Annotated in this window: 40 protein-coding genes; all 40 read left to right on the top strand. The window is 67.2% G+C overall.

Annotated features, from left to right (window positions below):
* The first annotated feature begins 66 nt into the window (after positions 1 to 66).
* The 40 genes from MET49242_RS19010 (at position 67) to MET49242_RS18830 (ending at position 20,099) form a co-directional block, all read left to right on the top strand.
* Positions 67 to 252, top strand: a complete 186-nt coding sequence (locus tag MET49242_RS19010; RefSeq protein ID WP_036285342.1) for a hypothetical protein — start codon at positions 67 to 69, stop codon at positions 250 to 252.
* Positions 253 to 1,113, top strand: coding sequence for a ParB/RepB/Spo0J family partition protein (locus tag MET49242_RS19005; RefSeq protein ID WP_036285340.1), 861 nt, complete (start codon positions 253 to 255; stop codon positions 1,111 to 1,113).
* Positions 1,100 to 1,351, top strand: a complete 252-nt coding sequence (locus MET49242_RS19000; RefSeq protein ID WP_036285338.1) for a hypothetical protein — start codon at positions 1,100 to 1,102, stop codon at positions 1,349 to 1,351. Before MET49242_RS19005 ends, MET49242_RS19000 begins: the two co-directional genes overlap by 14 nt.
* 2 nt (positions 1,352 to 1,353) lie before the next feature.
* Positions 1,354 to 3,471 (top strand): DDE-type integrase/transposase/recombinase, encoded by a 2,118-nt coding sequence (locus MET49242_RS18995; RefSeq protein ID WP_036285336.1) that lies wholly within the window; start codon positions 1,354 to 1,356, stop codon positions 3,469 to 3,471.
* Positions 3,472 to 3,547: 76 nt separating this feature from the next.
* On the top strand, positions 3,548 to 4,336 hold the full coding sequence (locus MET49242_RS18990) for an AAA family ATPase (RefSeq protein WP_036288748.1): 789 nt from the start codon (positions 3,548 to 3,550) through the stop codon (positions 4,334 to 4,336).
* Positions 4,333 to 4,974, top strand: coding sequence for a hypothetical protein (locus MET49242_RS23555; protein ID WP_051134320.1), 642 nt, complete (start codon positions 4,333 to 4,335; stop codon positions 4,972 to 4,974). Before MET49242_RS18990 ends, MET49242_RS23555 begins: the two co-directional genes overlap by 4 nt.
* Complete coding sequence (locus tag MET49242_RS18980; protein ID WP_036285334.1) at positions 4,971 to 5,375, top strand: hypothetical protein; 405 nt, start codon at positions 4,971 to 4,973, stop codon at positions 5,373 to 5,375. Before MET49242_RS23555 ends, MET49242_RS18980 begins: the two co-directional genes overlap by 4 nt.
* The gene (locus MET49242_RS18975; protein WP_036285331.1) at positions 5,368 to 5,769 is read left to right on the top strand and encodes a hypothetical protein; all 402 of its coding nucleotides are present in this window, start codon (positions 5,368 to 5,370) and stop codon (positions 5,767 to 5,769) included. Before MET49242_RS18980 ends, MET49242_RS18975 begins: the two co-directional genes overlap by 8 nt.
* Positions 5,766 to 6,029: a hypothetical protein gene (locus MET49242_RS18970; protein WP_036285328.1), complete on the top strand. Its 264-nt coding sequence runs from the start codon at positions 5,766 to 5,768 to the stop codon at positions 6,027 to 6,029. The genes MET49242_RS18975 and MET49242_RS18970 overlap by 4 nt, the downstream gene beginning before the upstream one ends.
* Positions 6,026 to 6,814 carry a helix-turn-helix domain-containing protein gene (locus tag MET49242_RS18965; protein WP_036285325.1) on the top strand — a complete coding sequence of 263 codons (789 nt, stop codon included), beginning with the start codon at positions 6,026 to 6,028 and terminating at the stop codon, positions 6,812 to 6,814. Before MET49242_RS18970 ends, MET49242_RS18965 begins: the two co-directional genes overlap by 4 nt.
* Complete coding sequence (locus MET49242_RS18960) at positions 6,807 to 7,340, top strand: host-nuclease inhibitor Gam family protein (RefSeq protein ID WP_036285322.1); 534 nt, start codon at positions 6,807 to 6,809, stop codon at positions 7,338 to 7,340. The genes MET49242_RS18965 and MET49242_RS18960 overlap by 8 nt, the downstream gene beginning before the upstream one ends.
* A complete protein-coding gene (locus tag MET49242_RS18955) occupies positions 7,340 to 7,531 on the top strand; it encodes a hypothetical protein (RefSeq protein WP_036285319.1) in 192 nt (63 codons plus the stop codon). The genes MET49242_RS18960 and MET49242_RS18955 overlap by 1 nt, the downstream gene beginning before the upstream one ends.
* Positions 7,528 to 7,767 carry a hypothetical protein gene (locus tag MET49242_RS18950; protein WP_036285316.1) on the top strand — a complete coding sequence of 80 codons (240 nt, stop codon included), beginning with the start codon at positions 7,528 to 7,530 and terminating at the stop codon, positions 7,765 to 7,767. Before MET49242_RS18955 ends, MET49242_RS18950 begins: the two co-directional genes overlap by 4 nt.
* The gene (locus MET49242_RS18945; RefSeq protein WP_036285312.1) at positions 7,764 to 7,961 is read left to right on the top strand and encodes a hypothetical protein; all 198 of its coding nucleotides are present in this window, start codon (positions 7,764 to 7,766) and stop codon (positions 7,959 to 7,961) included. The genes MET49242_RS18950 and MET49242_RS18945 overlap by 4 nt, the downstream gene beginning before the upstream one ends.
* Positions 7,962 to 7,963: 2 nt before the next feature.
* The gene (locus MET49242_RS23550; RefSeq protein ID WP_051134319.1) at positions 7,964 to 8,647 is read left to right on the top strand and encodes a regulatory protein GemA; all 684 of its coding nucleotides are present in this window, start codon (positions 7,964 to 7,966) and stop codon (positions 8,645 to 8,647) included.
* A gap of 26 nt (positions 8,648 to 8,673) precedes the next feature.
* The gene (locus MET49242_RS18935) at positions 8,674 to 9,030 is read left to right on the top strand and encodes a hypothetical protein (RefSeq protein ID WP_036285310.1); all 357 of its coding nucleotides are present in this window, start codon (positions 8,674 to 8,676) and stop codon (positions 9,028 to 9,030) included.
* Between the two features lie 12 nt (positions 9,031 to 9,042).
* A complete protein-coding gene (locus tag MET49242_RS18930; RefSeq protein WP_144259696.1) occupies positions 9,043 to 9,423 on the top strand; it encodes a hypothetical protein in 381 nt (126 codons plus the stop codon).
* Positions 9,420 to 9,635, top strand: coding sequence for a hypothetical protein (locus MET49242_RS18925; protein ID WP_036285304.1), 216 nt, complete (start codon positions 9,420 to 9,422; stop codon positions 9,633 to 9,635). Before MET49242_RS18930 ends, MET49242_RS18925 begins: the two co-directional genes overlap by 4 nt.
* Complete coding sequence (locus MET49242_RS18920) at positions 9,632 to 10,180, top strand: phospholipase D-like domain-containing protein (protein ID WP_051134318.1); 549 nt, start codon at positions 9,632 to 9,634, stop codon at positions 10,178 to 10,180. Before MET49242_RS18925 ends, MET49242_RS18920 begins: the two co-directional genes overlap by 4 nt.
* Entirely contained in the window at positions 10,180 to 10,356 is a 177-nt protein-coding gene (locus MET49242_RS25620; RefSeq protein WP_158497330.1) for a hypothetical protein, read from the top strand. The genes MET49242_RS18920 and MET49242_RS25620 overlap by 1 nt, the downstream gene beginning before the upstream one ends.
* Positions 10,353 to 10,574 carry a hypothetical protein gene (locus MET49242_RS18910; RefSeq protein ID WP_036285298.1) on the top strand — a complete coding sequence of 74 codons (222 nt, stop codon included), beginning with the start codon at positions 10,353 to 10,355 and terminating at the stop codon, positions 10,572 to 10,574. The genes MET49242_RS25620 and MET49242_RS18910 overlap by 4 nt, the downstream gene beginning before the upstream one ends.
* Complete coding sequence (locus MET49242_RS18905) at positions 10,571 to 10,993, top strand: hypothetical protein (protein WP_036285295.1); 423 nt, start codon at positions 10,571 to 10,573, stop codon at positions 10,991 to 10,993. Before MET49242_RS18910 ends, MET49242_RS18905 begins: the two co-directional genes overlap by 4 nt.
* Positions 10,994 to 11,087: 94 nt before the next feature.
* Entirely contained in the window at positions 11,088 to 11,582 is a 495-nt protein-coding gene (locus MET49242_RS25885) for a septal ring lytic transglycosylase RlpA family protein (RefSeq protein ID WP_051134317.1), read from the top strand.
* A 1-nt stretch (position 11,583) separates the two neighbouring features.
* Positions 11,584 to 11,964 (top strand): M15 family metallopeptidase, encoded by a 381-nt coding sequence (locus MET49242_RS18895; protein ID WP_036285292.1) that lies wholly within the window; start codon positions 11,584 to 11,586, stop codon positions 11,962 to 11,964.
* On the top strand, positions 11,961 to 12,098 hold the full coding sequence (locus MET49242_RS25615; RefSeq protein ID WP_158497329.1) for a hypothetical protein: 138 nt from the start codon (positions 11,961 to 11,963) through the stop codon (positions 12,096 to 12,098). Before MET49242_RS18895 ends, MET49242_RS25615 begins: the two co-directional genes overlap by 4 nt.
* A 3-nt stretch (positions 12,099 to 12,101) precedes the next feature.
* The gene (locus MET49242_RS26410; RefSeq protein WP_255679571.1) at positions 12,102 to 12,227 is read left to right on the top strand and encodes a hypothetical protein; all 126 of its coding nucleotides are present in this window, start codon (positions 12,102 to 12,104) and stop codon (positions 12,225 to 12,227) included.
* 37 nt (positions 12,228 to 12,264) lie between these two features.
* A complete protein-coding gene (locus MET49242_RS25610) occupies positions 12,265 to 12,441 on the top strand; it encodes a hypothetical protein (RefSeq protein ID WP_158497328.1) in 177 nt (58 codons plus the stop codon).
* 125 nt (positions 12,442 to 12,566) lie between these two features.
* A complete protein-coding gene (locus MET49242_RS25605) occupies positions 12,567 to 12,740 on the top strand; it encodes a hypothetical protein (protein WP_158497327.1) in 174 nt (57 codons plus the stop codon).
* A gap of 26 nt (positions 12,741 to 12,766) precedes the next feature.
* Positions 12,767 to 13,042 (top strand): hypothetical protein, encoded by a 276-nt coding sequence (locus tag MET49242_RS18885; RefSeq protein ID WP_144259695.1) that lies wholly within the window; start codon positions 12,767 to 12,769, stop codon positions 13,040 to 13,042.
* A gap of 2 nt (positions 13,043 to 13,044) precedes the next feature.
* Complete coding sequence (locus MET49242_RS18880; RefSeq protein ID WP_036285284.1) at positions 13,045 to 13,260, top strand: hypothetical protein; 216 nt, start codon at positions 13,045 to 13,047, stop codon at positions 13,258 to 13,260.
* The gene (locus tag MET49242_RS18875) at positions 13,214 to 13,474 is read left to right on the top strand and encodes a hypothetical protein (protein WP_144259694.1); all 261 of its coding nucleotides are present in this window, start codon (positions 13,214 to 13,216) and stop codon (positions 13,472 to 13,474) included. Before MET49242_RS18880 ends, MET49242_RS18875 begins: the two co-directional genes overlap by 47 nt.
* Before the next feature lie 66 nt (positions 13,475 to 13,540).
* Positions 13,541 to 14,047, top strand: coding sequence for a DUF2730 family protein (locus MET49242_RS18870; protein ID WP_036285279.1), 507 nt, complete (start codon positions 13,541 to 13,543; stop codon positions 14,045 to 14,047).
* Between the two features lie 2 nt (positions 14,048 to 14,049).
* Complete coding sequence (locus MET49242_RS18865; protein WP_051134316.1) at positions 14,050 to 14,343, top strand: hypothetical protein; 294 nt, start codon at positions 14,050 to 14,052, stop codon at positions 14,341 to 14,343.
* Between the two features lies 1 nt (position 14,344).
* A complete protein-coding gene (locus tag MET49242_RS18860; RefSeq protein ID WP_036285273.1) occupies positions 14,345 to 14,911 on the top strand; it encodes a phage protein Gp27 family protein in 567 nt (188 codons plus the stop codon).
* On the top strand, positions 14,908 to 15,198 hold the full coding sequence (locus MET49242_RS18855) for a hypothetical protein (RefSeq protein WP_036285271.1): 291 nt from the start codon (positions 14,908 to 14,910) through the stop codon (positions 15,196 to 15,198). Before MET49242_RS18860 ends, MET49242_RS18855 begins: the two co-directional genes overlap by 4 nt.
* Complete coding sequence (locus tag MET49242_RS18850; RefSeq protein WP_036285269.1) at positions 15,195 to 15,428, top strand: hypothetical protein; 234 nt, start codon at positions 15,195 to 15,197, stop codon at positions 15,426 to 15,428. The genes MET49242_RS18855 and MET49242_RS18850 overlap by 4 nt, the downstream gene beginning before the upstream one ends.
* Positions 15,425 to 17,011, top strand: a complete 1,587-nt coding sequence (locus tag MET49242_RS18845) for a hypothetical protein (protein WP_144259693.1) — start codon at positions 15,425 to 15,427, stop codon at positions 17,009 to 17,011. Before MET49242_RS18850 ends, MET49242_RS18845 begins: the two co-directional genes overlap by 4 nt.
* The gene (locus MET49242_RS18840) at positions 17,005 to 18,702 is read left to right on the top strand and encodes a DUF935 family protein (RefSeq protein ID WP_036285267.1); all 1,698 of its coding nucleotides are present in this window, start codon (positions 17,005 to 17,007) and stop codon (positions 18,700 to 18,702) included. The genes MET49242_RS18845 and MET49242_RS18840 overlap by 7 nt, the downstream gene beginning before the upstream one ends.
* A gap of 1 nt (position 18,703) precedes the next feature.
* A complete protein-coding gene (locus MET49242_RS18835; protein ID WP_051134315.1) occupies positions 18,704 to 19,822 on the top strand; it encodes a phage minor head protein in 1,119 nt (372 codons plus the stop codon).
* Positions 19,803 to 20,099 (top strand): hypothetical protein, encoded by a 297-nt coding sequence (locus MET49242_RS18830; protein ID WP_051134314.1) that lies wholly within the window; start codon positions 19,803 to 19,805, stop codon positions 20,097 to 20,099. Before MET49242_RS18835 ends, MET49242_RS18830 begins: the two co-directional genes overlap by 20 nt.
* Positions 20,100 to 20,149 lie beyond the last annotated feature (50 nt).

Raw genomic sequence — 20,149 nt, 5'->3', positions numbered from 1 at the left:
GGCCGTGTTCCCGGCCTCCCAGGCTCCTCCGGCCGCAGCGCTTTTTCTTCCTTGTGAGGCTTTTCAATGACCGCCGAGACGATCCGCCGCCTGCTCATCGAGGCCCTCGCCCATGGCGACGATTACGACGCCTTTCGCACCCGCCTGCGCGCGGCGCTGAAGGACGCCGACGCCGGCGACGACCCGCCGCCGCTCTTTCAGCCAGCGCCGCGCGCCATCCCCTGTTTCCCCCATCCTCAGACGAGCGCCTAAATGACCGAGAAGACCATCAAGATTTCCAACATCGACGCTGAAAACCGCAAGCGCCCGATCGACCCCGACACCGTCGCCGCCTATGCGGCCATCGCCGAGCAGCGCATCGCTGAGGGGTGGAGCCCGCTCATCCAGGCCATCACGGTGCGCCCCATCGATGGCGGCTACAAGCTCGTCACAGGCGGCCATCGCCTCGCCATGCTCAAGGAAATCGGCTTCGAGACGCTGAGCGTCGGCGTCGAAGTCAATGTGAAGGAGATGGATGACCAGGCGGCGTTCGAGGACGAGCTTTTCGAGAACCTCGCCAACGCCGGTCTCACGCAGCTCGATCGCTCGCTGTTCATCTATGACGCATGGAAAGCCTATCGGGCGAAGAAAGGCGAGACGCGCGGTCGTAAATCGAAAATCGAGCAGCTTCAAGAGGATAAAAAAGAGCCGGAGTTCGGCCTTTTTTCCTCCGAGCGTTTCACCGACGCCGCCGCAGAGCGCGTCGGCTTGTCCAAAACGCAAGTGAAGCTGGCCAAGCAAATTGCTGAGCGGCTGATCGAGGCGGACGCCGTGGACGAAATCCGCGGCACTATGGTCGCGGACAATCAGAATGAGCTGAAGCAGCTCGTTGATATGCCCGCCGGGAAGCGCCGCGAGGCCGCCGCCGCCATCAAGCGCGGTGAGGCGAAAAACATCGCTCAGGCCCGCGTCGTGATCGGGCTCGACAAGCAAAAAACCGACGACCCGCAGGCGCGCTACTGCGCGACCGTCCTCGATGCCTGGGGGCGCAGCAGCAAGCTGACGCGCATCACGATCGTCCAGACGCTGGGGTCGGAACTCAAGAAGCTGGTGCTGGAACATGTCAAAGACTGACGCCGACGCGCTGCTGCGCTATGTGCGCAAAAACTTCGATCATCTGACCTCGGCCGACGTTGAAAGCCTCTATCAGGCTCTGCTCGGCGTACAGATTGTCTGGCTATTCCGCCGGCTCGACGCCGCCCGGCGGCGCGATTTTCTGCGCCACATCGGCGTCCCAGCCGACTCTTTCGACTGGCGCGACGCCGACCTCCCGGCGGCCTATCGCTTCGAACGTCTCGGCGAGGGCGCCTGACCATGCGCGACTGGCTCTCCGCCTCCGACCTCGCCGGTCTCGGCCTGCCGGGCCTCCCCGCCACCAAGCGGGGATGGACAGACTATGCCGAGCGCGAGGGCTGGCTGGAGCGCCGGGACGCCAACGGGCGCCCGCTGGTGCGCGTCGTGAAGGGCGTGGGCGGCGGCCGCCTGCAATATCACATCGACCTGCTGCCGCCCGCGACGCTCGCGGCCTATGTCGCGAAGCATGTCGGGCGCGTCGATCTGCCCGTCGCCGACGCAGAGGAGGCCGCGCTCGACGATGCGCAGACCATCACGGCGCAGGAGGCGCGCGACGCGCGTCTCTCCATCATCGCCGCCGCCGACCGGCTGGCGCGCGACGGCGGGCTCTCTCGCGTCAACGCCGACCGCATGTTCGCCGGGCTCTACAACATGGGCCGCATCGAGGTCGAAGGATGGGTGCGGGCGGCGGTCAGAAAGCTCTCGCCGCGCACGCTGGCGCGCTGGCGGGCGCTGAAATCGACCGAAGGAATTTCAAGGCTCGGCGTCGACAAGGGCGCCGCGCGTCGCGGTAAGGGTAGGCTCGAGTCCGGCGAGGAGGGAAAGGTAAGAGCGTTCCTCCTCGCCGCCATCGCCCAACAGCCGCATCTCTCCAGTGATCATCTGCGCCTGCTGACGATCGCGCAATTCCCATCGCTCGCTGATGTGTCGCCGCGCAGCTTCCAGCGCATGCGCGCCAAGATCGAGCGCGAGGAGAAGGTGCTCCTCACGCGCGTCACCAACCCCGACGCCTACAAGAGCAAATACCGCCTGTCGGGCACGAATTCGCACCCCGTCTCGCGGCTCAATGAGCTTTGGATGATCGACGCCTCGCCAGTCGACGCGCTCTGCGTCGACGGCCGTCATTCGGTCTATCTCTGCGTCGACATCTTCTCGCGGCGGCTCATCGTCTATGTGTCGAAGACGCCGCGCGCGCAGGCCGTGCAGCTGCTCATGCGCCGCGCCATCGTCGCCTGGGGCGTTCCGGAGCGCGTCAAGACCGACAATGGCTCGGACTTCAAGGCCAAGAGCACGCAGCGGCTCTTCGCCGCGCTCGGCATAGAGGTCGAGGCCTCCGCGTCCTTCTCGCCAGAGGAGAAGGGCCACATCGAGCGCGCGGTGAAGACGTTCCAGCACGATCTCACGCCGCTGCTGCCGGGCTTCATCGGGCACAATGTCAAGGACCGCAAGGTCATCGAGGAGCGCCGCGCCTTTGCGCAGCGGCTCGGGATTGACGACGCGGGCGCCTTCAAGGCCGAACTCACGGCCAAGGAATTGCAGTCCATCTGCGACGACTGGGCGGCGGGCCGCTATGCCAACCGCCCGCACGCCGGGATCAATGGCGCGACGCCCTTTCAGGCCGCGGCGGCCTTTGCCGGCGTCGTGCGCCGCATCGACGATATTCGCGCGCTCGATCTGCTGCTCGCGCCGATCGCGGCCGGGGACGGCACGCGTATCGTCACCAAGCGCGGCGTCCGCATCGACGGCTCCTATTATCTCGCGCCGAATGTGCTGCCCGAGACGCGCGTCTTCGTGCGCATGGACCCCGAGGACATGGGCCGCGCCTGGCTGTTTTCGGACGACGGCGCGGAGTTCCTCGGCGAGGCGATCTGTCCCGAGCTGGCGGGCGTCGATCCGGCCGCCGCCGTGGCCGAGGCGCGCGTGCAGCAGAAACGGCTGCTCGACGAAAACGCCGCTCGGCTGCGCGCCGACATGAAGAAGATCAAGCCGCGCGACATGGTCGACGTGATCGTGCGCAACGCGGCGCGCGACGCGGGCAAGCTGGTCGAGTTCCCGAAGCCCGTCGAGAGCTACACGACGCCGGGGCTGGAGGCCGCGAAGGCGGCCGTGAGCGACGCTTCAACGCCCGTTGAAGCGCCCGCCAAACCGGCTGCAACGGCCATCGAGACGCATGTCCATCGCCTGCCCGAGACGCGCCAGCAGCGCTATCGGCGCGCGCGCGAACTGGAGGCGCGGCTCGCGAACAATGAGCGCATCGACATGGAGGAGATGCGCTGGCTCGTCGGCTACCAGACCGGCGCTGAATATCTCGCGATGAAGGAGATGTTCGAGGAATTCGGGGAGGCGGCGCTCAAATAGCCGTCGCCCGAAAAGGCGAGAGGCGCGCCCGGTGCAACGGACGCGCCCCTCAATCATCAAAAAGCACGAGGGAATAATGACAGAGATACAACCTCCCGTCAAACCGCGCGGCACGATCGGCGCGCTCAAGAACGTCTCCGCCTTTCTGGAGCTGGTTTTCCGCGTGCGCGACCGCGCGCCGAGCCTGCCGAATATCGGCGTGATGTACGGGCACTCCGGCTACGGCAAGACCTATGCCTCGATCTATGCGCAGAACAGGACGCGCGCGATCCGCGTCGAAGTCGGCGACACCTGGACGCGCAAGACGCTGCTCACCGCGATCCTGCAGGAATGCGGCGTCGTGCGGCCGCAGGGCTCGATCTCGGAGCTGTCGCAGCAGGTGATCGCGGAGCTGGCGAGCGAGCTGAAGCGCCCCCTGTTCATCGATGAAGCCGACAAGATTTGCGACAAGGGCTATATCGAACTCGTGCGCGAGATCGCCATGGGCTCCAATGTGCCCGTGCTGCTCATCGGCGAGGAGCTGCTGCCGCAAAAGCTCTCCCGCGTCGAGCGCGTGCATAACCGCATTCTCGACTGGTATGGCGCCGAGCCCTGCGATCTCGAAGACGCGCGCGCGCTCGCCGATCTGCTGCTCGCGCCGGTCGCGATCAGCGATGATCTGCTCGACGACATCCGCGTGAAGGGCGAAGGCCGCGCGCGCCGCATCGCCACCTCGCTCGACGGCGTCGCCAACTGGGCCAAGAACAACGGCGCGAAGACCGTCACGCGCGAGAGCTACACGGGCGCGATCTACACCGGCGAGCCGCCCCGCGCGCGCTCCATCCGCATCAACGCCGCAAAGGCGAATGGCGGGAGGGCTGCGTGAGAAAGCCCATCCACATCGAAGTCGCCATGCCCTCGGGCCCGGCGCATTACTGGAAGGCGATGCTCTCCGCTGGCGCGAAGGGCTTCACCATCCGCGCCATCGCGCTCGCCTCCGAGGGCGTCGCCTATGACACGGTCAAGCGCTACGTCTGGTTTCTCGAAAAGCAGGGCTATGTCCTGAAGATCGGCAAGAAGCTCGACGGCTACGCCACGCAGAACGTCTACGCCGTGAAGAAGCGGCAGACGAAGGCGCCGATCGAGCGGCCGGACCCGGCGTCGCGCCCGCTCACCGCGCGCGACGCCATGTGGAACGCCATCCGCACGCTGTCGCAGTTCACGGCGCGGGAGCTTGCCGTTGCGGCCGCGACGGAGGAGCGCCCGGTCTCGCTGCGCGCGGCGGAGCTTTATGTGCAGAAGCTCGTCCAGGCGGGCGTGCTGCAGGTGGTGACGGCGCCCGCGCGGGCCAGCGGCAAGAGCGCCTCGGGCGCGCCGCAGGGCGCGACGGCGGGCGTCTATCGCCTGCTCAAGACCGCCAACACCGGCCCGCAGGCGCCCAAGGTCTGCAACGCCGGCTTCGTCTTCGATCCCAACTCTTCCCGCGTCCTCGGCGCGGCCATCGTCACGGAGGCGCGTCAATGACCGCCGTCAAAACACAATTGAAGACCGACTATCTCGCAACGGCGCGCGAGGCCTATGGCGACGCGCTGCCGGACTGGGTGGAGGAGCTGGCGAAATACGCCTCGCAGACCTCCGGCGTGCAGGCCGCGAAGCGCATCGGCTATTCGTCGAGCGTCGTCACCAGCATCTGCCGAGGCAAATATGCGGGCGACATCGCCTCCGTCGAAGGCTCGGTGCGCGGCGCGCTGATGGGCGCCATGGTGATCTGCCCCGTCCTGGGCGAGATCGGCCGCGACCAGTGCCTGCAGGAGCAGGGCAAGAAGTTCGTGGGCTCATCGGCCGCGCGCACGGCGCTCTATCACGAATGCCGCAACGGCTGCCCGCATTCCCGCATCCGCAACGAGGGAGGCGCGGATGTCTGATCATCCCCCCTTCCTTTCGCGCGACATATCGGCGCTCGCCGGCTGGGTGCGCATGATCGTCGATCAGAATTGCGAGTTCACGCGGGCCAGCGCGATCGACCTCGCGCGCTCGCTCGATCTGCTCGCCAGCGAGGCGCGCATGCTCGAAGACGGGCTGCGGCGCGCGACCACGCATCTCGCCGCCGCCGATGCGCGCATCGCGGCGCTGAAATCGACGGATCACGTCGGCGAGGCGCTGCGCAATATCGCGATCCATGAGGCCGAATGCGCGGGCAAGGTCATCGACCTGCGCGGCGTCTTCGCCCGCGAGATGCAGGAAAACATGGCCGACGCGCTTGCCGCCGACATCGCCGCGCAGATCGAAGCCGACCGCGACCCGGGAGACGCCGCATGACGACCTCCACCAAGACCGACCTCACCGAAGAGATGGCCGCAGTCACCTTCGACGATGTGCATCGCTTCTATGTTCTCAAGGCGGCGTGCGGCGCGACGGTCGATGATCTGAGCATAGCCATCGAGGCGAACGTCCACGCGACCATCATGTCCTTCATCGCTATGTTGGCGCCGGAGCATCGCGCCAATGCGTTGTCTGCCCTGATGACGAACCTCGGGAACGGGTTTTCGCGGTGTTCCGTCATGCGAGGTGACGCATGAGCGCCCCCGTCCATATCTCCGACATCATCGAGGTTGTCTGCGAGCAGTATCGGGTGACGCAGACCGACATCCGGTCGGCGCGGCGCACGGGCAGGCTCGTCGAGCCGCGGCACATCGCCGCCTATCTGGCGGCGAAACTGACTGACAAAAGCCTGCCGCAGATCGGGCTCCTCATGCGGCGCGATCATACGAGCGTGCTGCATGGCCGCGACAGGATCGCCGCGCGGGTCGCGGAGGACGCGACCTTCGCGGAGCATGTCTATGCGCTGGAGCTTGCCTGCGTCTCGCTTTCGATGATGCGCGGGCGGGGCGTCCTGCCCGCGCCCGTCGAGCCGATCGTCCCGCACGATCTCGCGCGGCGCATCATGGCGGGGGGGCGACGCGCGGCGATGCGCGTCTCCCCCGACCATGTGCTCGAACTGTGCGAGGCGCTGATCAGCGCGCATGACTTCGAGACAGAGAACGGTGCGCCGGCGCCGGTCCTTGTCCCGGCCCCGCCGGTCGCGCTGTCGACGCTCGTCAGAGACTTCCTCGCGCTGGAGGCGGGCTACCGGCGCAGCCCCTCGATCAATCTGCGGGAGCTGCGCGACCGCGCGATCGACAGTCTGCGGGATCGCGTCGACGACGACGACATTCGCGCGCTCGTCGTGGCCGCCGACATCTTGCGGCGGGCCGAATACACCGCCGCCGAACGCGATGCGCAGGCGCGCTACCAGCGCGCCGTGAACGTGCTTTCAAAGAGATTTCCGGACAACGCTCGCAAGGAGCAAGAAACCAATGGCTAAGGCTGCAACGAAGGCGAAGACCCGCGGCTCGAATGTTCCGGTGCCGCAAAGCCGCGAGGAGGCGGCGCGCTTCATCCACGACATCGGCGAGGCGCAGCGCGCGATCGCGCGCATCGAGGCCGACATGAACGACGAGATTGCCCTCGCCAAGAAGACGGCGGAGGCGAATGCGCTGCCCTATCGCTCGCGCATCGAGGAGCTGACGGACGGCCTGCGCACCTGGGCGGAGGCGAACCGCGTGAGCCTCACTGACAATGGCAAGCGCAAGCACGCGGAGCTGGGCACGGGCCGCATCGAATGGCGCTTCGCGCCGCCGCGCGTGACGATCAAGGGCGTGGACGAGGTCATCGCGCGCATCCGCACGCTCGGCCTCTTGCTGTTCCTGCGCGAGAAGACCGAGATCGACAAGGAAGCCATGCTGCGCGAGCCCGACAAGGCCCGCCTCATCGCCGGCGTCACCATCGGCACGGCCGGCGAGAATTTCTCGGTCGAGCCCTTCGAGGCCGAACTGACGGGGGCGGAGTGATGCGCGAGTCCCTTCAGATCGGAGAGACGGTGGCCTTCGCCGTCGAGACAAGCGACGGCGAGGCGCATGTCCTCGCCACGCTCGAAGCCGTCGTCGATGGCCGCGCGCTGGTGCGCGCCGCCAATCGCATGACCTTCTCGGTCGACGTCGATGCGCTGCATCGGCCGGAGCAGATGGAGCAGGCGGCATGAAAAGGGTCGACCCGAGAGTCACCGAGCTGCGCACGCGCGGCGTCCGCTTTCTCTGCGAGGGCGAAGCCGTCGACACGCAATTCGTCGACCTGGTCTTCGTCGTCGAAGCCCGCGTCGGCGAAAGCTGGCTCGCCTTCGCCAAGGGGAAGGACGTTCTCACCTTTCACAATTTCTCGAACGCCGAAGCCTTCAGGCGGCAGATGGCGCGTCGCTACAGACTGGAGAAGGCCGCATGAAACCGACAGAGCGCATCTTTCTCATCGCCCTCGGCATGTTCATGCTCGCGACCTATGCGGGCGCCGGCTTCTGCCTGTGGCGCGGATCACTGGGCTTCGCGGCGCTTTTCGCGCTCATCGGCCATGGCGGCGTCGCGCTGCTCATCGCCTTTGGCTGCGCCTGCCGCGGCGGCTCCGGACACAGGGGAGGCTGATCATGACCACCGCCGCGCAAACCCGCGCCATTCATTCGCTGCGCAAGCAGGTCGCGCATTTCACGGATGACGACTATCGCGCCCTGCTGCGCGACAATTTCTCCGTCTCGTCCTCGTCGCTGCTCTCGGAACGGCAGGCCGCGAAACTCATCGACATGCTGAAGGTTCTCGCGGGCAGTCACGCCCGCGTGCGCCGCGCCAGCGACACGGCCTCCGGCCCCTATGCCGGCAAGCTGCGCGCGCTGTGGATCAGCGCGTGGAATTTGGGCCTGGTGCGCTCGCGCGACGACAAGGCGCTCATCGCCTTCGTCGAGCGGCAGACGAAGCTCTCGCACACGCGCTTCCTCACCGAGCCCGCCGACGCGATGAAGGCGATCGAGGCGCTCAAATCCATGGTCTCGCGCGGCGCGAAGATCGACTGGCCGGAGACGGATTCGCCCGCCGACATCAAGAAGGCGGTCGCCATGGCGGTCGCGGCGCGCTGCATCGAGACGGGCTGCTTCAGGCCATTCATTCGCGAGGGCCAGAACAACACCGTCGACGCCAATCTCGAACGCTATGGCTATGCGGTCGGCAATCCGGCGAGCTTCGAATTCTACACCGGCGAGCATTGGGACAAGCTCGCGAGCGCGCTCGGCAAGCGCCTGCGCGTGCGGCTCGAAGCGATGAAGAAGGAGGCCGCGTGACGGCCATTTTGCAAAGGAGAGAAACGATGAAGAAGCAACGTAAATCGAACTATGACCGCGCGGCCGTGATGCGCCGCGCCCATGAGCTGCGCGCCGGCGGCATGGAATTCGGCGCGGCGATCAGCGAGGCGTGGCGTGAGGCGAAGGCCGCGAAGGCCGTGGCGACCGTCGCCGTGAAGGCGCAGCCCTCCGGCGCCCGCGCGGCCCTGCGTCGCTATGGCGTGGACGTTGACCGCGCCGCTGACCTCGCCGCCCGCGCCGTGACCGCCGTGAAACGCGCCGCGCGCGAGGCCATCCGCCGCACGGCCGCCCCCGCCGCCTTGCCGCATTACGGCGGCGCCATCGACGCCCGCAAGGGCGCGGACGGCGTCTATCGGGTTTGAGAGGAGGGGCGCATGACGAGGAGGCGTCGATTCTCTGATCGCGACATGCAGGAAATCGCGGAATTGCGGGAAGCCGGATGGACATACGCCCGCATTGGCCAGCGCTTCGGGATAAGCGGGAATTCAATCTCCTACTACTGTCTGAAGATGGGCGTCGAGCCGCCGGTCGTCGCCAAATGCTGGTCGAGTGTGAAAGGGCCGGCCTCCATGGTCAGGGGGAATCATGTCGTTCGCCGATTCACGCCCGTCGAAGATTCCCTGCTGCTGAAACTGGAGGCCGAGGGCGCATCTTATTCCGAGATCGGGCGGACCCTCGGCCGCGCTCCCAATTCGATAGCGGGCAGGCTGATGACTCTCGCGCGTCGCGATGCGCGGGAGGAGCCGGCCGCATGACCCTGCAGCTCGATTTCTTCAAGCGCGTCTCGAAGCCGCGCGAGATCAGGATGAGCTTCGTCGACGCCGGCTGGAATGTGCGGGGCGAGTCGGTCGCCTGGTTCGAGTGTCATCAATGCGGGCTCAAGAGCGGCATGATCCGCTGCGAGCCCGAGGACCGCGCCGACGGCCCGCCCTGCGTGAAATGCAACAAAAAGAGAGCCGCCAGATGACCGCCGCGAAAACTGCTTTCGTCGCCTATCTCACCGCCGCGCTCGGCGCGGGCGCGCTCGCCCTGGGCGCCGTCGACGAGCCGCCCTTTCCCGCGAGCTGCCGCGTCGAGCGGCTCGCCTATGCGCCCGCCGACAATCTGGAGGCGATCGACGTCGCGCTCATCGGCCAGGCGCGCCGCCGTATCGACTTCGCGGCCTATGTGCTCACCAATATTCGCGTCGTGGAGGCGCTGGACGCGGCGGCCGCGCGCGGCGTCGCCGTTCGGCTTTATCGCGACGGCGCGGACCAGCCCATGCCGCGCGCGCTCGCCGCGCCCTATGACCGGCTCGCCGCGCGCATGAATGTCGAGATCCGCTACAAGGCCGAGCCCGCCCCTTTCATGCATCTGAAGGCCTACGCCATCGACGGCGAACTGCTGCGCGAGGGCGCCGGCAATTTCTCCCATTCGGGCCTCACGCGGCAGGACAATTCGCTCATCGCGCTGCGCTGCAAGCCGGCTGTCACGCGCTTTGAAACGGCCTTTGAAACCATGTGGAGGCGCTGATGATCAGCGACCAGAGCCAGCTCTCCGCGCTGCGCACCGCCATCGATCTCGCCCATGGCCGGGTGCGCCTCACGCCGTCGCAGCGTGAGCTGTTCGAGAAGCACATCGAGGCGATCATGGACCGCATCATCGCGGCGCAGGAAAAGCGCCGCGCGAAGGAGGCGAACGGCAAATGACGCTCCACGTCACCGACCACGCCGTGCTGCGTTACATCGAACGGATCCACGGCGTCGACATCGAGCGGCTGCGCGAGGACATGCGCCAGCGGCTGCTGCGCGCGGCCGACGCGGCGGAGGGGATCGGCGGCGGCTCCTATGTGATCAACGCCGAGGGCGTGCGTTACCGCGTCGTCGGCTTCAACGTCGTCACGGTGCTCTCCCCGAGGGAATCATGAGCGACGACTTCGCCTATCTCCCGCAGCAGCTCGCCGAGATCGCGGAGGTCGCGGGTCTCGACGCGGCGCTGAAGCTCGCCGAGGCGCGCGGCGGGCAGGCGGTCTATATCCCCGCGCGGGCGCCGGAGGGCCACTGGCTCGTGCAATGCGTGGGGCGCACCGCCGCCGACGCCATCTGCCGGCATTACGCCTGCTACATGCCGAGCGACGCCGAGCCCTCGCATCACGGCCTCAAGATCGTCATCCCGCTCGGCGTCACCAGCGTCGTCGCGAAGGCGCGCCGCCGCGCGGTCGACATGCTGCTTTCGGGCGCGAGCAACCCGGCTGCCGCGCGCGCCTCCGGCCTGCATCTGCGCACGATCGAGAAATTGCGCCAGCGGCTGCGCCTGCGCGACAATCGGCAGGGCAACTTGTTTTAAGCCGCGTTCGGCGGCATATTGAATCGACGGCGAAGCGCCCGCCCGAACGCGTTCGGGCCTATTGCGGGACGGCCCTGCTCATAGCCTGCGGGGCATGAGCAAATCATCACTCGAAATCATCGGCTCCTTCATCGCGGCGCTTTCTTTCGCGCTCGCGCTGCTGTGGCTCGCGCCCGCCCATGCGGGCTTTCTCGACGAGATATTCGGCGCGCAGGAAGCCGCGCTGCATCCCTCCAACACCGGCTGGCGCCGCCCGCATCTGCGCCGCCAGATCGAGCGCGCGCATTTCGTCACGCCAGAGGGCGCGCGCAGCATGGTCGCGAGCTACTACGGCGGCGGCGAGCGCCTCAACGCCCACACCGCGACCGGCGAGCGCTTCAATGCCGGCGGCTACACCGCCGCGCATCGCAGCCTGCCTTTCGGCACGCGCCTCACCGTCTGCCTGCATGGCTGCGTGACGGTGCGCGTCAATGATCGCGGCCCCGCCGCCTGGACCGGCCGCTCCCTCGACCTCGCGCGCGGCGCCGCCGCCCGCATCGGCATGATCGGCGCGGGCGTCGCCCGCGTGTCGGTCAGGATTGGAGGCTGACATGCCCATGGACACCCGCAGCGAATCCCGTCTCAACGGCGTGCACGCCGATCTTGCAAAGGTCGTGCGGCGATGCGCGAAGGACTCGAAGATCGAATTCATCGTGACCGAGGGCCGGCGCACGATGGAGCGGCAGAAGGCGCTCGTCGCCGCCGGCGCGTCGAAGACGCTGAAGTCCCGCCATCTCACCGGCCACGCCATCGACCTCGCCGTGAAGGTGGGCGGAAAGGTGCGTTGGGACTGGCCGCTCTACGCCCGTCTCGCGGCGGACATGAAAAAGGCCGCCGCCGCCGTCGGCGTGCCGATCGAATGGGGCGGCGACTGGCGCAGCCTCAAGGACGGCCCGCATTTCCAGCTGCCCTGGGCGAAGTATCCGGCATGAGACGCGCCGCGCTCGCCCTCGCGATCGTCGCCCTCGCGCTCTCCGGCTGCGCCAGCCCGGAGGGGCCGCGCGACGCGCTGATGATCGGCGGCTACGTCGTCAAGAAAATCGTCAATCCGCGAACGGGACGGTGAGCCATGATCGATCCTCGCGGCTTCATTTACGCGCTCATGACGGCGGCCGTCGTCGCGATGGGCGCGAACCTCATCATTCGCGTCGGGCTCTCCGTCGCGGAGGAAATGCGCTGGGAACTCGCCCAGTAAGCAAGGCCCGCCTCGCGGGCAGACAGGGAAGAAAGCAATGAAAGACTGGATGGCCGTGCTCGACGGCAAGAAGACCTATCTCGTGATGCTCGCGACTTTCGTCGTCGGCGGCCTTCAGGCGCTGGGCTACGAGGTGCCGAGCTGGGTGATGACCATGATCGCCGGAGCGGGCGTCGGCGCTGCGCGCAGCGCCATCAACAAGGTCGGCGTTTAAAGCCGCTTTCAAGCCGGCCGCAACACGCGGCCGGCGTTCCCCTCGATCATCAGGAGCAACAAATGTTTTCTGGGCGTTTTTCTCTCATGGCCTCGGCCTTTGCAGCGTTGTCGATGAGAAACACGATGATGAGCGCTCTCCTCGCGACCCGCGATCTGCACCGTGTCGCGCATGGAACCGCGCGGCGAGACTATGCGCCAAAGCGCTCACGCTACGACGGCGCGGCCCTGCGTGAGATACGCGCTCGCGGACAGGCGCGGGAATGCGCACGCCGCCGTCAGCGCGCTTTGGCCGCGTGAGCCCCCTCGATCATCAGGAGCGCACATTGACGAATATCGAAATCCTTCTCGCCTTCATCGCCTTCTCGGTCGGGCTGATCGGCCTGCAGCTCCTCGTGCTGCGAGGCGAATTGGCCGCAGCAAATCGGCGCCTGGAGCATTACGCCGCGCGCATCGCCCAGGCGGCGGAGGACGGCGTCTATGAGGACTGGGACGACTCGGGCCGCGACATGATCGCGACGCTCGACGCCTGGTCGGGCGACTATGACGTGATCACGAAGGGGCTGGTCGACGATCCTTATGTTCCGACCAAGGGCGTCTGACCATGCCGATCTTCACCCTCATCGCCCTCGCCATCGTCGTCGCCGGCGGAGCATTGCTCGCGCGCTACGGCAAGACCGTCGCCAAGGCCACGAAGGCCGAACAGCTCGAAAAAGACCTGCAAGCCGCGCGCGACCGGGCGACGGACGCAGCCAGATCAGCGGAGACGCGCCATGAGATCGATCGCGGTGATTTTGACGACGCTGTCGATCGGCTCTGAGGCGCTCGCCATGGGCGGGCCCGTCTATGTCGATTCGACCTGCGAGACGATGCGCGCGGCGAAGGCCAGCCCGGCGCTGAAGCAATGGCTCAAGAGCCAGTGCCCGAAGGGCGAGGCCAGCGCGAACACGATCTGCGCCGACCTCGCGCCCTTCATCCGCGACGTGGCCGCGAACAATGAGAACTACAGGCGCAAATGCGGGGGCGCGCAATGATCGCCCGCACGCTGATGCGCGCCGTGGCGCTCACCGCATGGCTCTGGAAGCTGAAGGCGCGGCGCCATGCATAGGAAAACGAAGGACGCGCTCGGCGTCGCCGTCATCAGCGCAATCGCGGCCGCGCCCGCGATCCTCGCGCTCATGGCGTTTTTTTTTCGAGGGGAGGTTCTGGTGAGTGATCACGGCGGCGTCGAATGGGGCTCGATCGCGCAATGGGTCGCACCATGGGTATCGTCGGCTGCGGCGCTGCTCATTGCGTTGTGGGCGGCCTTCTCGCGGCGCGACGAAGCGACGCTCAGCGCGATCAGGGACGACATCGACGAATTGCGCAAGGACGACGCCCGCCTCTTCGAGCGCGTCGACAAGGTCGAGCAGCGCATGGCGACCGTCGAGACGGAGATCAAGCATCTCCCGACTCGCGAGGAGGTGCATCGCATCGACGTGAAGATCACCGGCATCGCCGCGACGCTCGAAGCGCGGTTCGAGTCGCTGTCGCGGCAGATCGACACGCTGATCTCGCAGAACGAACGCGCGCAGGACCGTCTGGCCGAAAGGGAAGACCGGAAATGAGCATGACCGACATCATCCGCGAACACGCCCGCCTCATCATCCTGCGCGACCTGGCCGAACAGCCCGACCGGCGATGGAACAGCGAGGCGCTGCGCGAAGACCTCGAATTGCGCTGGGCGATCAACAGGCCGCGCGAATGGGTGCATGACGAATTGCGCTGGCTGGAGACCATGGGCGCCGTCACGATCATCGAAAGATCGAGCGTGCTCATCGCCTCGCTGACGACCAAGGGCCTCGATCACGTCGAGCGCCGCATGATCATCACCGGCGTTAAGCGCCCCAGCCCGGAGGCGTGACGTGGAGGATCGCCAGAGCCGCGGCCGGCTGTCGTCGATCGACCTGATCCCCGAGGAGGGGCAGGACGACGTCTGCTGGGCGATGGACGAACTCAACCGGCGCCAGCGCACGCAGGCGGACATTCTCTTCGAGCTGAACGACCGCCTCGCGGCGAAGGGCATTGCGCCGATCTCGAAGAGCGCCTTCAACCGCCGCGCGGTGCGCTCCTACGCCGCGAGCCAGCGCATCGCCGAGCAGCGCGCGCTCTTCGCCGGCATCGCCGACCAGTTCACGCCCGAGTCGATCGACGAGGGCAACATCGTGCTCGGCGAATTCATCAAGACGCTCATCACCGAGATCATCTCGGCCGGCGCGGGCAGGATTTCGCCCAAGGGCGCGATGGAGCTGGCCAGCGGCTACAAGGCGGCGATCGAGGGCCAGAAGAAATCGAGCGAGCACCGCGCGAAGCTCGTCGCGGAGTTCCAGAGCAAGGCCGCCGTGGCGGTCGACGCCGTGGCGAAGTCGCGCGGCCTGAAGCCGGAGATGGTCGACGAATTGAAGGCGCAGATTTTGGGGATCAAGAAATGAGCCATCACTACACGCTGCGGGAAAGAGTCGAGAGGATGGTGAAAGCGGGCATGAGCGATGAGGAGATCATCGCCAATGTCGGCGCGGGGAGGGATCGCCTCGGCTATGCGCGCCATTGCATCCAGCTCTCGCGCGAGGCCGTGGAGCAAGGCGGCGGCGTGAACCGCCGCGGCCCGTGGCCGGTCTCCTATGTGCGCAACACGGGCGAGAAGGTCTTCCGCGTCGGGCCGGGCCACGACATCCCCGAGGGCTCGCTCAAGGCGTTCGGATTCGAGGCGACGGCGTGACGCCCGACACGCAAAGGATCGTCGCTGAAATCAGCGAGAACAGGCGCAGGCTCGGCTCCTGCGTCGAACATCGCTTCCCGTCGCTCGAAGCGAACTGGATCGCGAAATATCGCTGCGCGAATTGCGGCGGCGAGGCGGACTATTCCTACATCGCCGCCTATTGCCAAGGCTTCAAAGCCGCCGGCGGCGATCCCCGTGACGTGTGCGCCAACATAGAGGGCGACGCATGACCGACGAGGCCAAAAGCCCCCGTCTCATCACCCGCGACGAATGGATCGCGCATCGCCGCGCGCATCCGCTGCCGGACGAGGGCGCGACGCCGGACGTGCTGCTGCCCTATCAGAAGCGGCTCGTGGAACTCGCGATGAGCGAGAAGGTGACGGTCGTCGAGAAGAGCCGCCGCACCGGCGTCACCTGGGCGGGCTGCGCGGCCATGGTGCTCATTTCCGCCGCCGCGGCGGGCGGCATGGACTGCTTCTACATCGGCTACAATCTCGAAATGGCGCGCGAGGCGATCGACACCTGCGCCGAATGGGCGAAACACTTCGACCAGGCCGCGAGCGCGGTGGAGGAGTTCCTTTTCGACGATGAGGCCGACAAGGCCATCAAGGCGTTTCGCATCACCTTCGCCTCGGGCCATCACATCGTCGCGCTGCCCTCGCGCGCCCGCTCTCTGCGCGGCATGCAGGGCTTCGTCTGCGTCGACGAGGCGGCCTTTCACGACGACCTTGAAGAGCTTTTGAAAGCGGCTTTCGCGCTGCTGATGTGGGGCGGCCGCGTGCTGGTCATCTCGACGCATAATGGCGTCGACAACGCCTATAACCGCCTGATCAGGAGCTGCGCGGCGCGCGGCGGCGACAAGCCATATGCGCTGCTGCGCGTCGATCTCGATGAGGCGCTCGACGACGGGCTCGCGCGCCGCATCATGCTCAAGAGCGGCGAGGCGTGGAGCCCCGAGGGCGAGGCGAAATGGCGCGACGACGTCATCGCCTTCTATGGCGACGCAGCGGACGAGGAGCTTTTCTGCATCCCCTCGGAGGGCGACGGCGCCTTCCTGCCCGCGCCGCTCATCGAGGCGCGCGCGCGGCAGGGCGTCCCCGTGCTGCGCCTCTCGCGGCCCAATGATTTCACGCACTGGCGCGCGGAGCTGCGCGAGCGCGACGTGCGCGAATGGTGCGAGGCGGAGCTGGCGCCGCTGCTCGCGACGCTCGACAAGTCCCGCGCGCATTATCTCGGCGGCGACTATGGCCGCGTCTCCGACCTCACCGTGCTCTGGCCGCTGGCCGTGACGCAGACGCTCAAGCGCGTGACGCCCTTCGTCGTCGAGATGCGCAACATGCCCTTCGACCAGCAGCGGCAGGTGCTCAAATTCATCTGCGACCGCCTGCCGCGCTTCTCGGCGTCGAAGCACGACGCCACCGGCCTCGGCATGTCGACGGCCGAATTCGCCGTGCAGACCTATGGCGAGCTGCGGACCGAGGCCGTGATGCTCAATGTGCCTTGGTATCGCGAGAACGCGCAGCCGCTGAAAACGGCCTTTGAAGACGACTGGATCGAGATCCCCGCCGACGCCGACATCGCCTCCGACCTGCGCCTGCTGGTCGTGAAGAACGGCGTGCCGCAGGTGCCGGCGCTCAAGAGCGGCGTCAAGAAGGACCGCCACGGCGACGCCGCCGTCGCCCTGATGCTGGCCTATGCGGCGACGCGGACAGGCGTCGTCGAGATCGATTACACCCCCGCGTCGAAAGGGCGCGACGAGCCGGGCGACTGGCTCTTTCCCGAATCCTCCAGCCATGAGCGCGCCCTATGGTAGCGACCCGCCGATCCTCGATCCTCGGCCCCGACGGCCGCCCGATCGAAGTCCCGCTGCTCACCGGCGAGATCGCGAGCCCCGAGAAGCAGGGCGCGCGGGCGCTGGTCTATTATTCCGAGGCCTCCGGCCTCACGCCGCAGCGCCTCGCCGAGATCATGAAGGGCGCGAACCTCGGGCACGCCAAGCCCTATCTCACGCTCGCGATCGACATGGAGGAGCGCTACCTCCATTACGCCTCGCAATTGCAGACCCGCCGCCTCGCGCTCGACGGCGCGACGGTCTCGGTCTCCGCGCCCAAGGGTGTGAAGCCGGAGGCCGTCGATTTCGTCGAGAGCCTCATCGCGGACCCGATGTTCCCCGACATGGTCTCGGCCCTGCAGGACGGCGTCGGCAAGGGCTATTCCGTCGTCGAGCCGATCTGGGAATATCAGCAGAAGGCGCTGCGGCCGGTGAAATACAAGCACCGCGACGCGCGCTGGTTCCGCTACGACGAGACGGGGCTCGACACGCTCTGCCTGCTGGAGGACTCGGGGCTTCCCGGCGCCGAGATCACGGCGCCCTATTTCATCCGGCACGAGCCCTTCCTGCGCGCGGGCTCGCCGGTGCGGCGCGGCTACGCCCGCTCGGCCGCATGGGCCTTCGTCATGCAGACCTTCGCGCTGCAGGACTGGGCGGCCTTCTGCGAGGTCTATGGCCTTCCGTTTCGCGTCGGCAAATATCACGCCTCCGCGACCGACCGGGACAAGGCGACATTGCTGCGCGCGGTGCGCTCGATCGCCAATGACGCGGCCGCCATCATTCCCGAGGCGACGCAGATCGAATTCCACGAGGTCAATGGCTCGCGCGGCGAGGCGGTGTTCGGCAATTTCATCGACTATCTCGACCGCAAGGTGTCGCTCATCATTCTCGGCCAGACGATGACGTCGGAGGTCTCGTCGTCGGGCGGCTCGCTCGCCCAGGCGAAGGTGCAGGAGAATGTCCGCACCGACATCACCCGCGCGGACCTGCGCCAGTCGGCGGCGACGATCAATCGCGACCTGGTGCGCCCGGCCGTGGCCATGAACTTCGGCCCGCAGGACGTCTATCCGATCGTCGAGATGGAGCTGGCGGAGAACGAAGACCTCGCGGCGCTCGCGACCTTCCTCGAAAAGACGATCCCGCTCGGTCTTCAGGTCGGCCAGAAATATGTGCGCAAGCGCGCCTCGATTCCGGAGCCGGACGAAGACGACGAGCTTATGGGCGAGAAGCCCGCCGCAGATGTTTCGAGCGGCGGGGAAGACAGCGCCGCTGGCGACGAAACGAATGCGGCGGAGCAGCCGAAGGACGGCGACAAGGGGGCGGCGCGCGCCAAGAACGAGAAGCCGGGGAGCGACCAGGCCAATCTCGCCGCCTTCGGCTGCACATGCCCGAATTGCGGCGAGACGCGAACCGCCCGCCTCGCCGCCGACGATCCGGCGCAGGGCTTCACGGCGCTCGACGACACGGACGCGATCACGGACGATGCGCTCTCCGACTGGCGCGAAATCCGAGACCCGCTGCTCGCGGGCCTGCTCTCGGCGATCGGCGAGGCGACGTCCTTCGAGGACGCGCTGGCGAAGCTCGCCGCGGCGCAGATCGACAGCGGCCCACTCGTCGACGCGCTGGCGAAGGCGACCGCGAAATCGCGCGGCCTCGGCGACGTGAGAGACTGACGTGAAGCCGCCCGCCCAGCGCGGTTTCCAGACGCCGCCGGAGGTCATCCGCTATTTCGCCGACAAGGGGTTGAAGCCCTCCTTCTCGTGGAAGGATGTTTACGGCGAGGAGCACGCCCACGCCTTCACCGTCGCCAAGGCCGTCGATCTCGAGCTTTTGAACCTCTTCAAAAGCTCCATTCAAAAGGCGCTCGAAAACGGTCAGGGCTTCGAGACGTGGCGGCAGGGGATCGTTCCCGAGCTGCAGCGGCTCGGCTGGTATGGCCGCCGCAAGGTCGCGGATCCCGAGGGGCGGTGGAAGTCGAAGATCGTCGACTTCTCGAAGCCCGCGCGGCTGCAGACGATCTTCTGGCACAATGTCCGCGCCGCGCGCGCCGCCGGGCAGTGGGAGCGCATCCAGCGCACCAAGCGCGGCCTGCCCTATCTGCTCTATGTGCGCACGGCGAGCGTCGAGCCGCGGCCCGAGCATCTCGTCTGGGCGGGCGTGATCCTGCCCGTGGACGACGATTTCTGGAAGACGCATTTCCCGCCCAACGGCTGGGGCTGCAAATGCGCCGTGCGGCAGATCACGAAATTCGAATTCCAGCGGCTCGACGGACAGGACGGCTACACGACCGACCGGCCGTCCATGGAGACGACGACCTTCGTCAATAACCGCACCGGCGAGGTGACGCAGGTGCCCGTCGGGATCGACCCCGGCTGGCAGACGAACCCCGGCCTCGCCCGCGCCCGGACGCTCGTCGAGAATTTCTCGGCGCGGCTCGCGGACGCGGGCGAAGAGGCCGCACGCAAGTCGATCGCGGAATTCGTCGCCTCGCCCGCGCCGCGCTTCCTCGCGACGATCCCCGGCGCGAGCTTCGACATTCCCGCCGCCGTGATGGACGGCAGGATCGTCACCGCGCCGAGCGGCGCGCTCACGGGCAAGAGGCCGCGCGTGCGCGCGCAGGATCTTCCGCTCGTGCAGCGCGTGATCGACGAGGCCGCGAAGCGCGAGGCGGGCGAGAAGCCGCGCGGCTTCACGCTGCGCGCGCTGATTGCCAGGACGCGCTGGCGGCTGTCGCTGTCGCGCCTGCTGCAGATTTTGAGCTTCGGGAAAGACGATGCGAAAGACCCCGCGTGATCCGCTGCTCGCCGCGCGCGAGACGACGCATGGCGACTTCGGCGCGGTCGCGGAGCTGGAGCAGTCGCTCAAGGAGCTTATGCGCGGCGCGCCCAACTGGGAGCGCATGCCGCCGACGATGCGCAGCGCGCTCGATCTCAAGGCCACGAAGCTCGCGCGGCTGCTCTGCGGCGACTTCGCCGAGCTGGAGCACTGGCGCGACGACGCGGGCTATTCGAAACTCGTTCTGGAGCGCCTGCCAGAGAGGAAAGGCGCGGGCCGCAGAAACGGCCGCTGATGCGTCGAATGCGATTTCCGCTGTCTTCGGCCATTGTGGCTGAAAACGCG

Origin of the sequence: Methylocystis sp. ATCC 49242, from assembly GCF_000188155.2 — a bacterium.
Classification (GTDB): Bacteria; Pseudomonadota; Alphaproteobacteria; order Rhizobiales; family Beijerinckiaceae; genus Methylocystis.
Note: the sequence above shows the minus strand (reverse complement) of the source record. Positions and strands in the feature narration are given on the sequence as shown.

Excerpts from the sequence above, each read along its gene's own strand:
- MET49242_RS18955 (WP_036285319.1), top strand. The coding sequence starts at position 7,340 with ATGCGCGAGTCCCTTCAGATCGGAGAGACGGTGGCCTTCGCCGTCGAG.
- MET49242_RS18830 (WP_051134314.1), top strand. The coding sequence starts at position 19,803 with ATGCGAAAGACCCCGCGTGATCCGCTGCTCGCCGCGCGCGAGACGACG.
- MET49242_RS18965 (WP_036285325.1), top strand. The coding sequence starts at position 6,026 with ATGAGCGCCCCCGTCCATATCTCCGACATCATCGAGGTTGTCTGCGAG.
- MET49242_RS19010 (WP_036285342.1), top strand. The coding sequence starts at position 67 with ATGACCGCCGAGACGATCCGCCGCCTGCTCATCGAGGCCCTCGCCCAT.
- MET49242_RS18880 (WP_036285284.1), top strand. The coding sequence starts at position 13,045 with ATGCCGATCTTCACCCTCATCGCCCTCGCCATCGTCGTCGCCGGCGGA.
- MET49242_RS19005 (WP_036285340.1), top strand. The coding sequence starts at position 253 with ATGACCGAGAAGACCATCAAGATTTCCAACATCGACGCTGAAAACCGC.
- MET49242_RS18925 (WP_036285304.1), top strand. The coding sequence starts at position 9,420 with ATGACCCTGCAGCTCGATTTCTTCAAGCGCGTCTCGAAGCCGCGCGAG.
- MET49242_RS25610 (WP_158497328.1), top strand. The coding sequence starts at position 12,265 with ATGAAAGACTGGATGGCCGTGCTCGACGGCAAGAAGACCTATCTCGTG.
- MET49242_RS18970 (WP_036285328.1), top strand. The coding sequence starts at position 5,766 with ATGACGACCTCCACCAAGACCGACCTCACCGAAGAGATGGCCGCAGTC.
- MET49242_RS18995 (WP_036285336.1), top strand. The coding sequence starts at position 1,354 with ATGCGCGACTGGCTCTCCGCCTCCGACCTCGCCGGTCTCGGCCTGCCG.
- MET49242_RS18945 (WP_036285312.1), top strand. The coding sequence starts at position 7,764 with ATGAAACCGACAGAGCGCATCTTTCTCATCGCCCTCGGCATGTTCATG.
- MET49242_RS25615 (WP_158497329.1), top strand. The coding sequence starts at position 11,961 with ATGAGACGCGCCGCGCTCGCCCTCGCGATCGTCGCCCTCGCGCTCTCC.
- MET49242_RS18895 (WP_036285292.1), top strand. The coding sequence starts at position 11,584 with ATGCCCATGGACACCCGCAGCGAATCCCGTCTCAACGGCGTGCACGCC.
- MET49242_RS18905 (WP_036285295.1), top strand. The coding sequence starts at position 10,571 with ATGAGCGACGACTTCGCCTATCTCCCGCAGCAGCTCGCCGAGATCGCG.
- MET49242_RS18950 (WP_036285316.1), top strand. The coding sequence starts at position 7,528 with ATGAAAAGGGTCGACCCGAGAGTCACCGAGCTGCGCACGCGCGGCGTC.
- MET49242_RS25605 (WP_158497327.1), top strand. The coding sequence starts at position 12,567 with ATGATGAGCGCTCTCCTCGCGACCCGCGATCTGCACCGTGTCGCGCAT.
- MET49242_RS19000 (WP_036285338.1), top strand. The coding sequence starts at position 1,100 with ATGTCAAAGACTGACGCCGACGCGCTGCTGCGCTATGTGCGCAAAAAC.
- MET49242_RS18855 (WP_036285271.1), top strand. The coding sequence starts at position 14,908 with ATGAGCCATCACTACACGCTGCGGGAAAGAGTCGAGAGGATGGTGAAA.
- MET49242_RS18920 (WP_051134318.1), top strand. The coding sequence starts at position 9,632 with ATGACCGCCGCGAAAACTGCTTTCGTCGCCTATCTCACCGCCGCGCTC.
- MET49242_RS18935 (WP_036285310.1), top strand. The coding sequence starts at position 8,674 with ATGAAGAAGCAACGTAAATCGAACTATGACCGCGCGGCCGTGATGCGC.
- MET49242_RS18975 (WP_036285331.1), top strand. The coding sequence starts at position 5,368 with ATGTCTGATCATCCCCCCTTCCTTTCGCGCGACATATCGGCGCTCGCC.
- MET49242_RS18930 (WP_144259696.1), top strand. The coding sequence starts at position 9,043 with ATGACGAGGAGGCGTCGATTCTCTGATCGCGACATGCAGGAAATCGCG.
- MET49242_RS18960 (WP_036285322.1), top strand. The coding sequence starts at position 6,807 with ATGGCTAAGGCTGCAACGAAGGCGAAGACCCGCGGCTCGAATGTTCCG.
- MET49242_RS18990 (WP_036288748.1), top strand. The coding sequence starts at position 3,548 with ATGACAGAGATACAACCTCCCGTCAAACCGCGCGGCACGATCGGCGCG.
- MET49242_RS26410 (WP_255679571.1), top strand. The coding sequence starts at position 12,102 with ATGATCGATCCTCGCGGCTTCATTTACGCGCTCATGACGGCGGCCGTC.
- MET49242_RS18865 (WP_051134316.1), top strand. The coding sequence starts at position 14,050 with ATGACCGACATCATCCGCGAACACGCCCGCCTCATCATCCTGCGCGAC.
- MET49242_RS18870 (WP_036285279.1), top strand. The coding sequence starts at position 13,541 with ATGCATAGGAAAACGAAGGACGCGCTCGGCGTCGCCGTCATCAGCGCA.
- MET49242_RS18910 (WP_036285298.1), top strand. The coding sequence starts at position 10,353 with ATGACGCTCCACGTCACCGACCACGCCGTGCTGCGTTACATCGAACGG.
- MET49242_RS18845 (WP_144259693.1), top strand. The coding sequence starts at position 15,425 with ATGACCGACGAGGCCAAAAGCCCCCGTCTCATCACCCGCGACGAATGG.
- MET49242_RS18840 (WP_036285267.1), top strand. The coding sequence starts at position 17,005 with ATGGTAGCGACCCGCCGATCCTCGATCCTCGGCCCCGACGGCCGCCCG.
- MET49242_RS23550 (WP_051134319.1), top strand. The coding sequence starts at position 7,964 with ATGACCACCGCCGCGCAAACCCGCGCCATTCATTCGCTGCGCAAGCAG.
- MET49242_RS18875 (WP_144259694.1), top strand. The coding sequence starts at position 13,214 with ATGAGATCGATCGCGGTGATTTTGACGACGCTGTCGATCGGCTCTGAG.
- MET49242_RS25885 (WP_051134317.1), top strand. The coding sequence starts at position 11,088 with ATGAGCAAATCATCACTCGAAATCATCGGCTCCTTCATCGCGGCGCTT.
- MET49242_RS18980 (WP_036285334.1), top strand. The coding sequence starts at position 4,971 with ATGACCGCCGTCAAAACACAATTGAAGACCGACTATCTCGCAACGGCG.
- MET49242_RS25620 (WP_158497330.1), top strand. The coding sequence starts at position 10,180 with ATGATCAGCGACCAGAGCCAGCTCTCCGCGCTGCGCACCGCCATCGAT.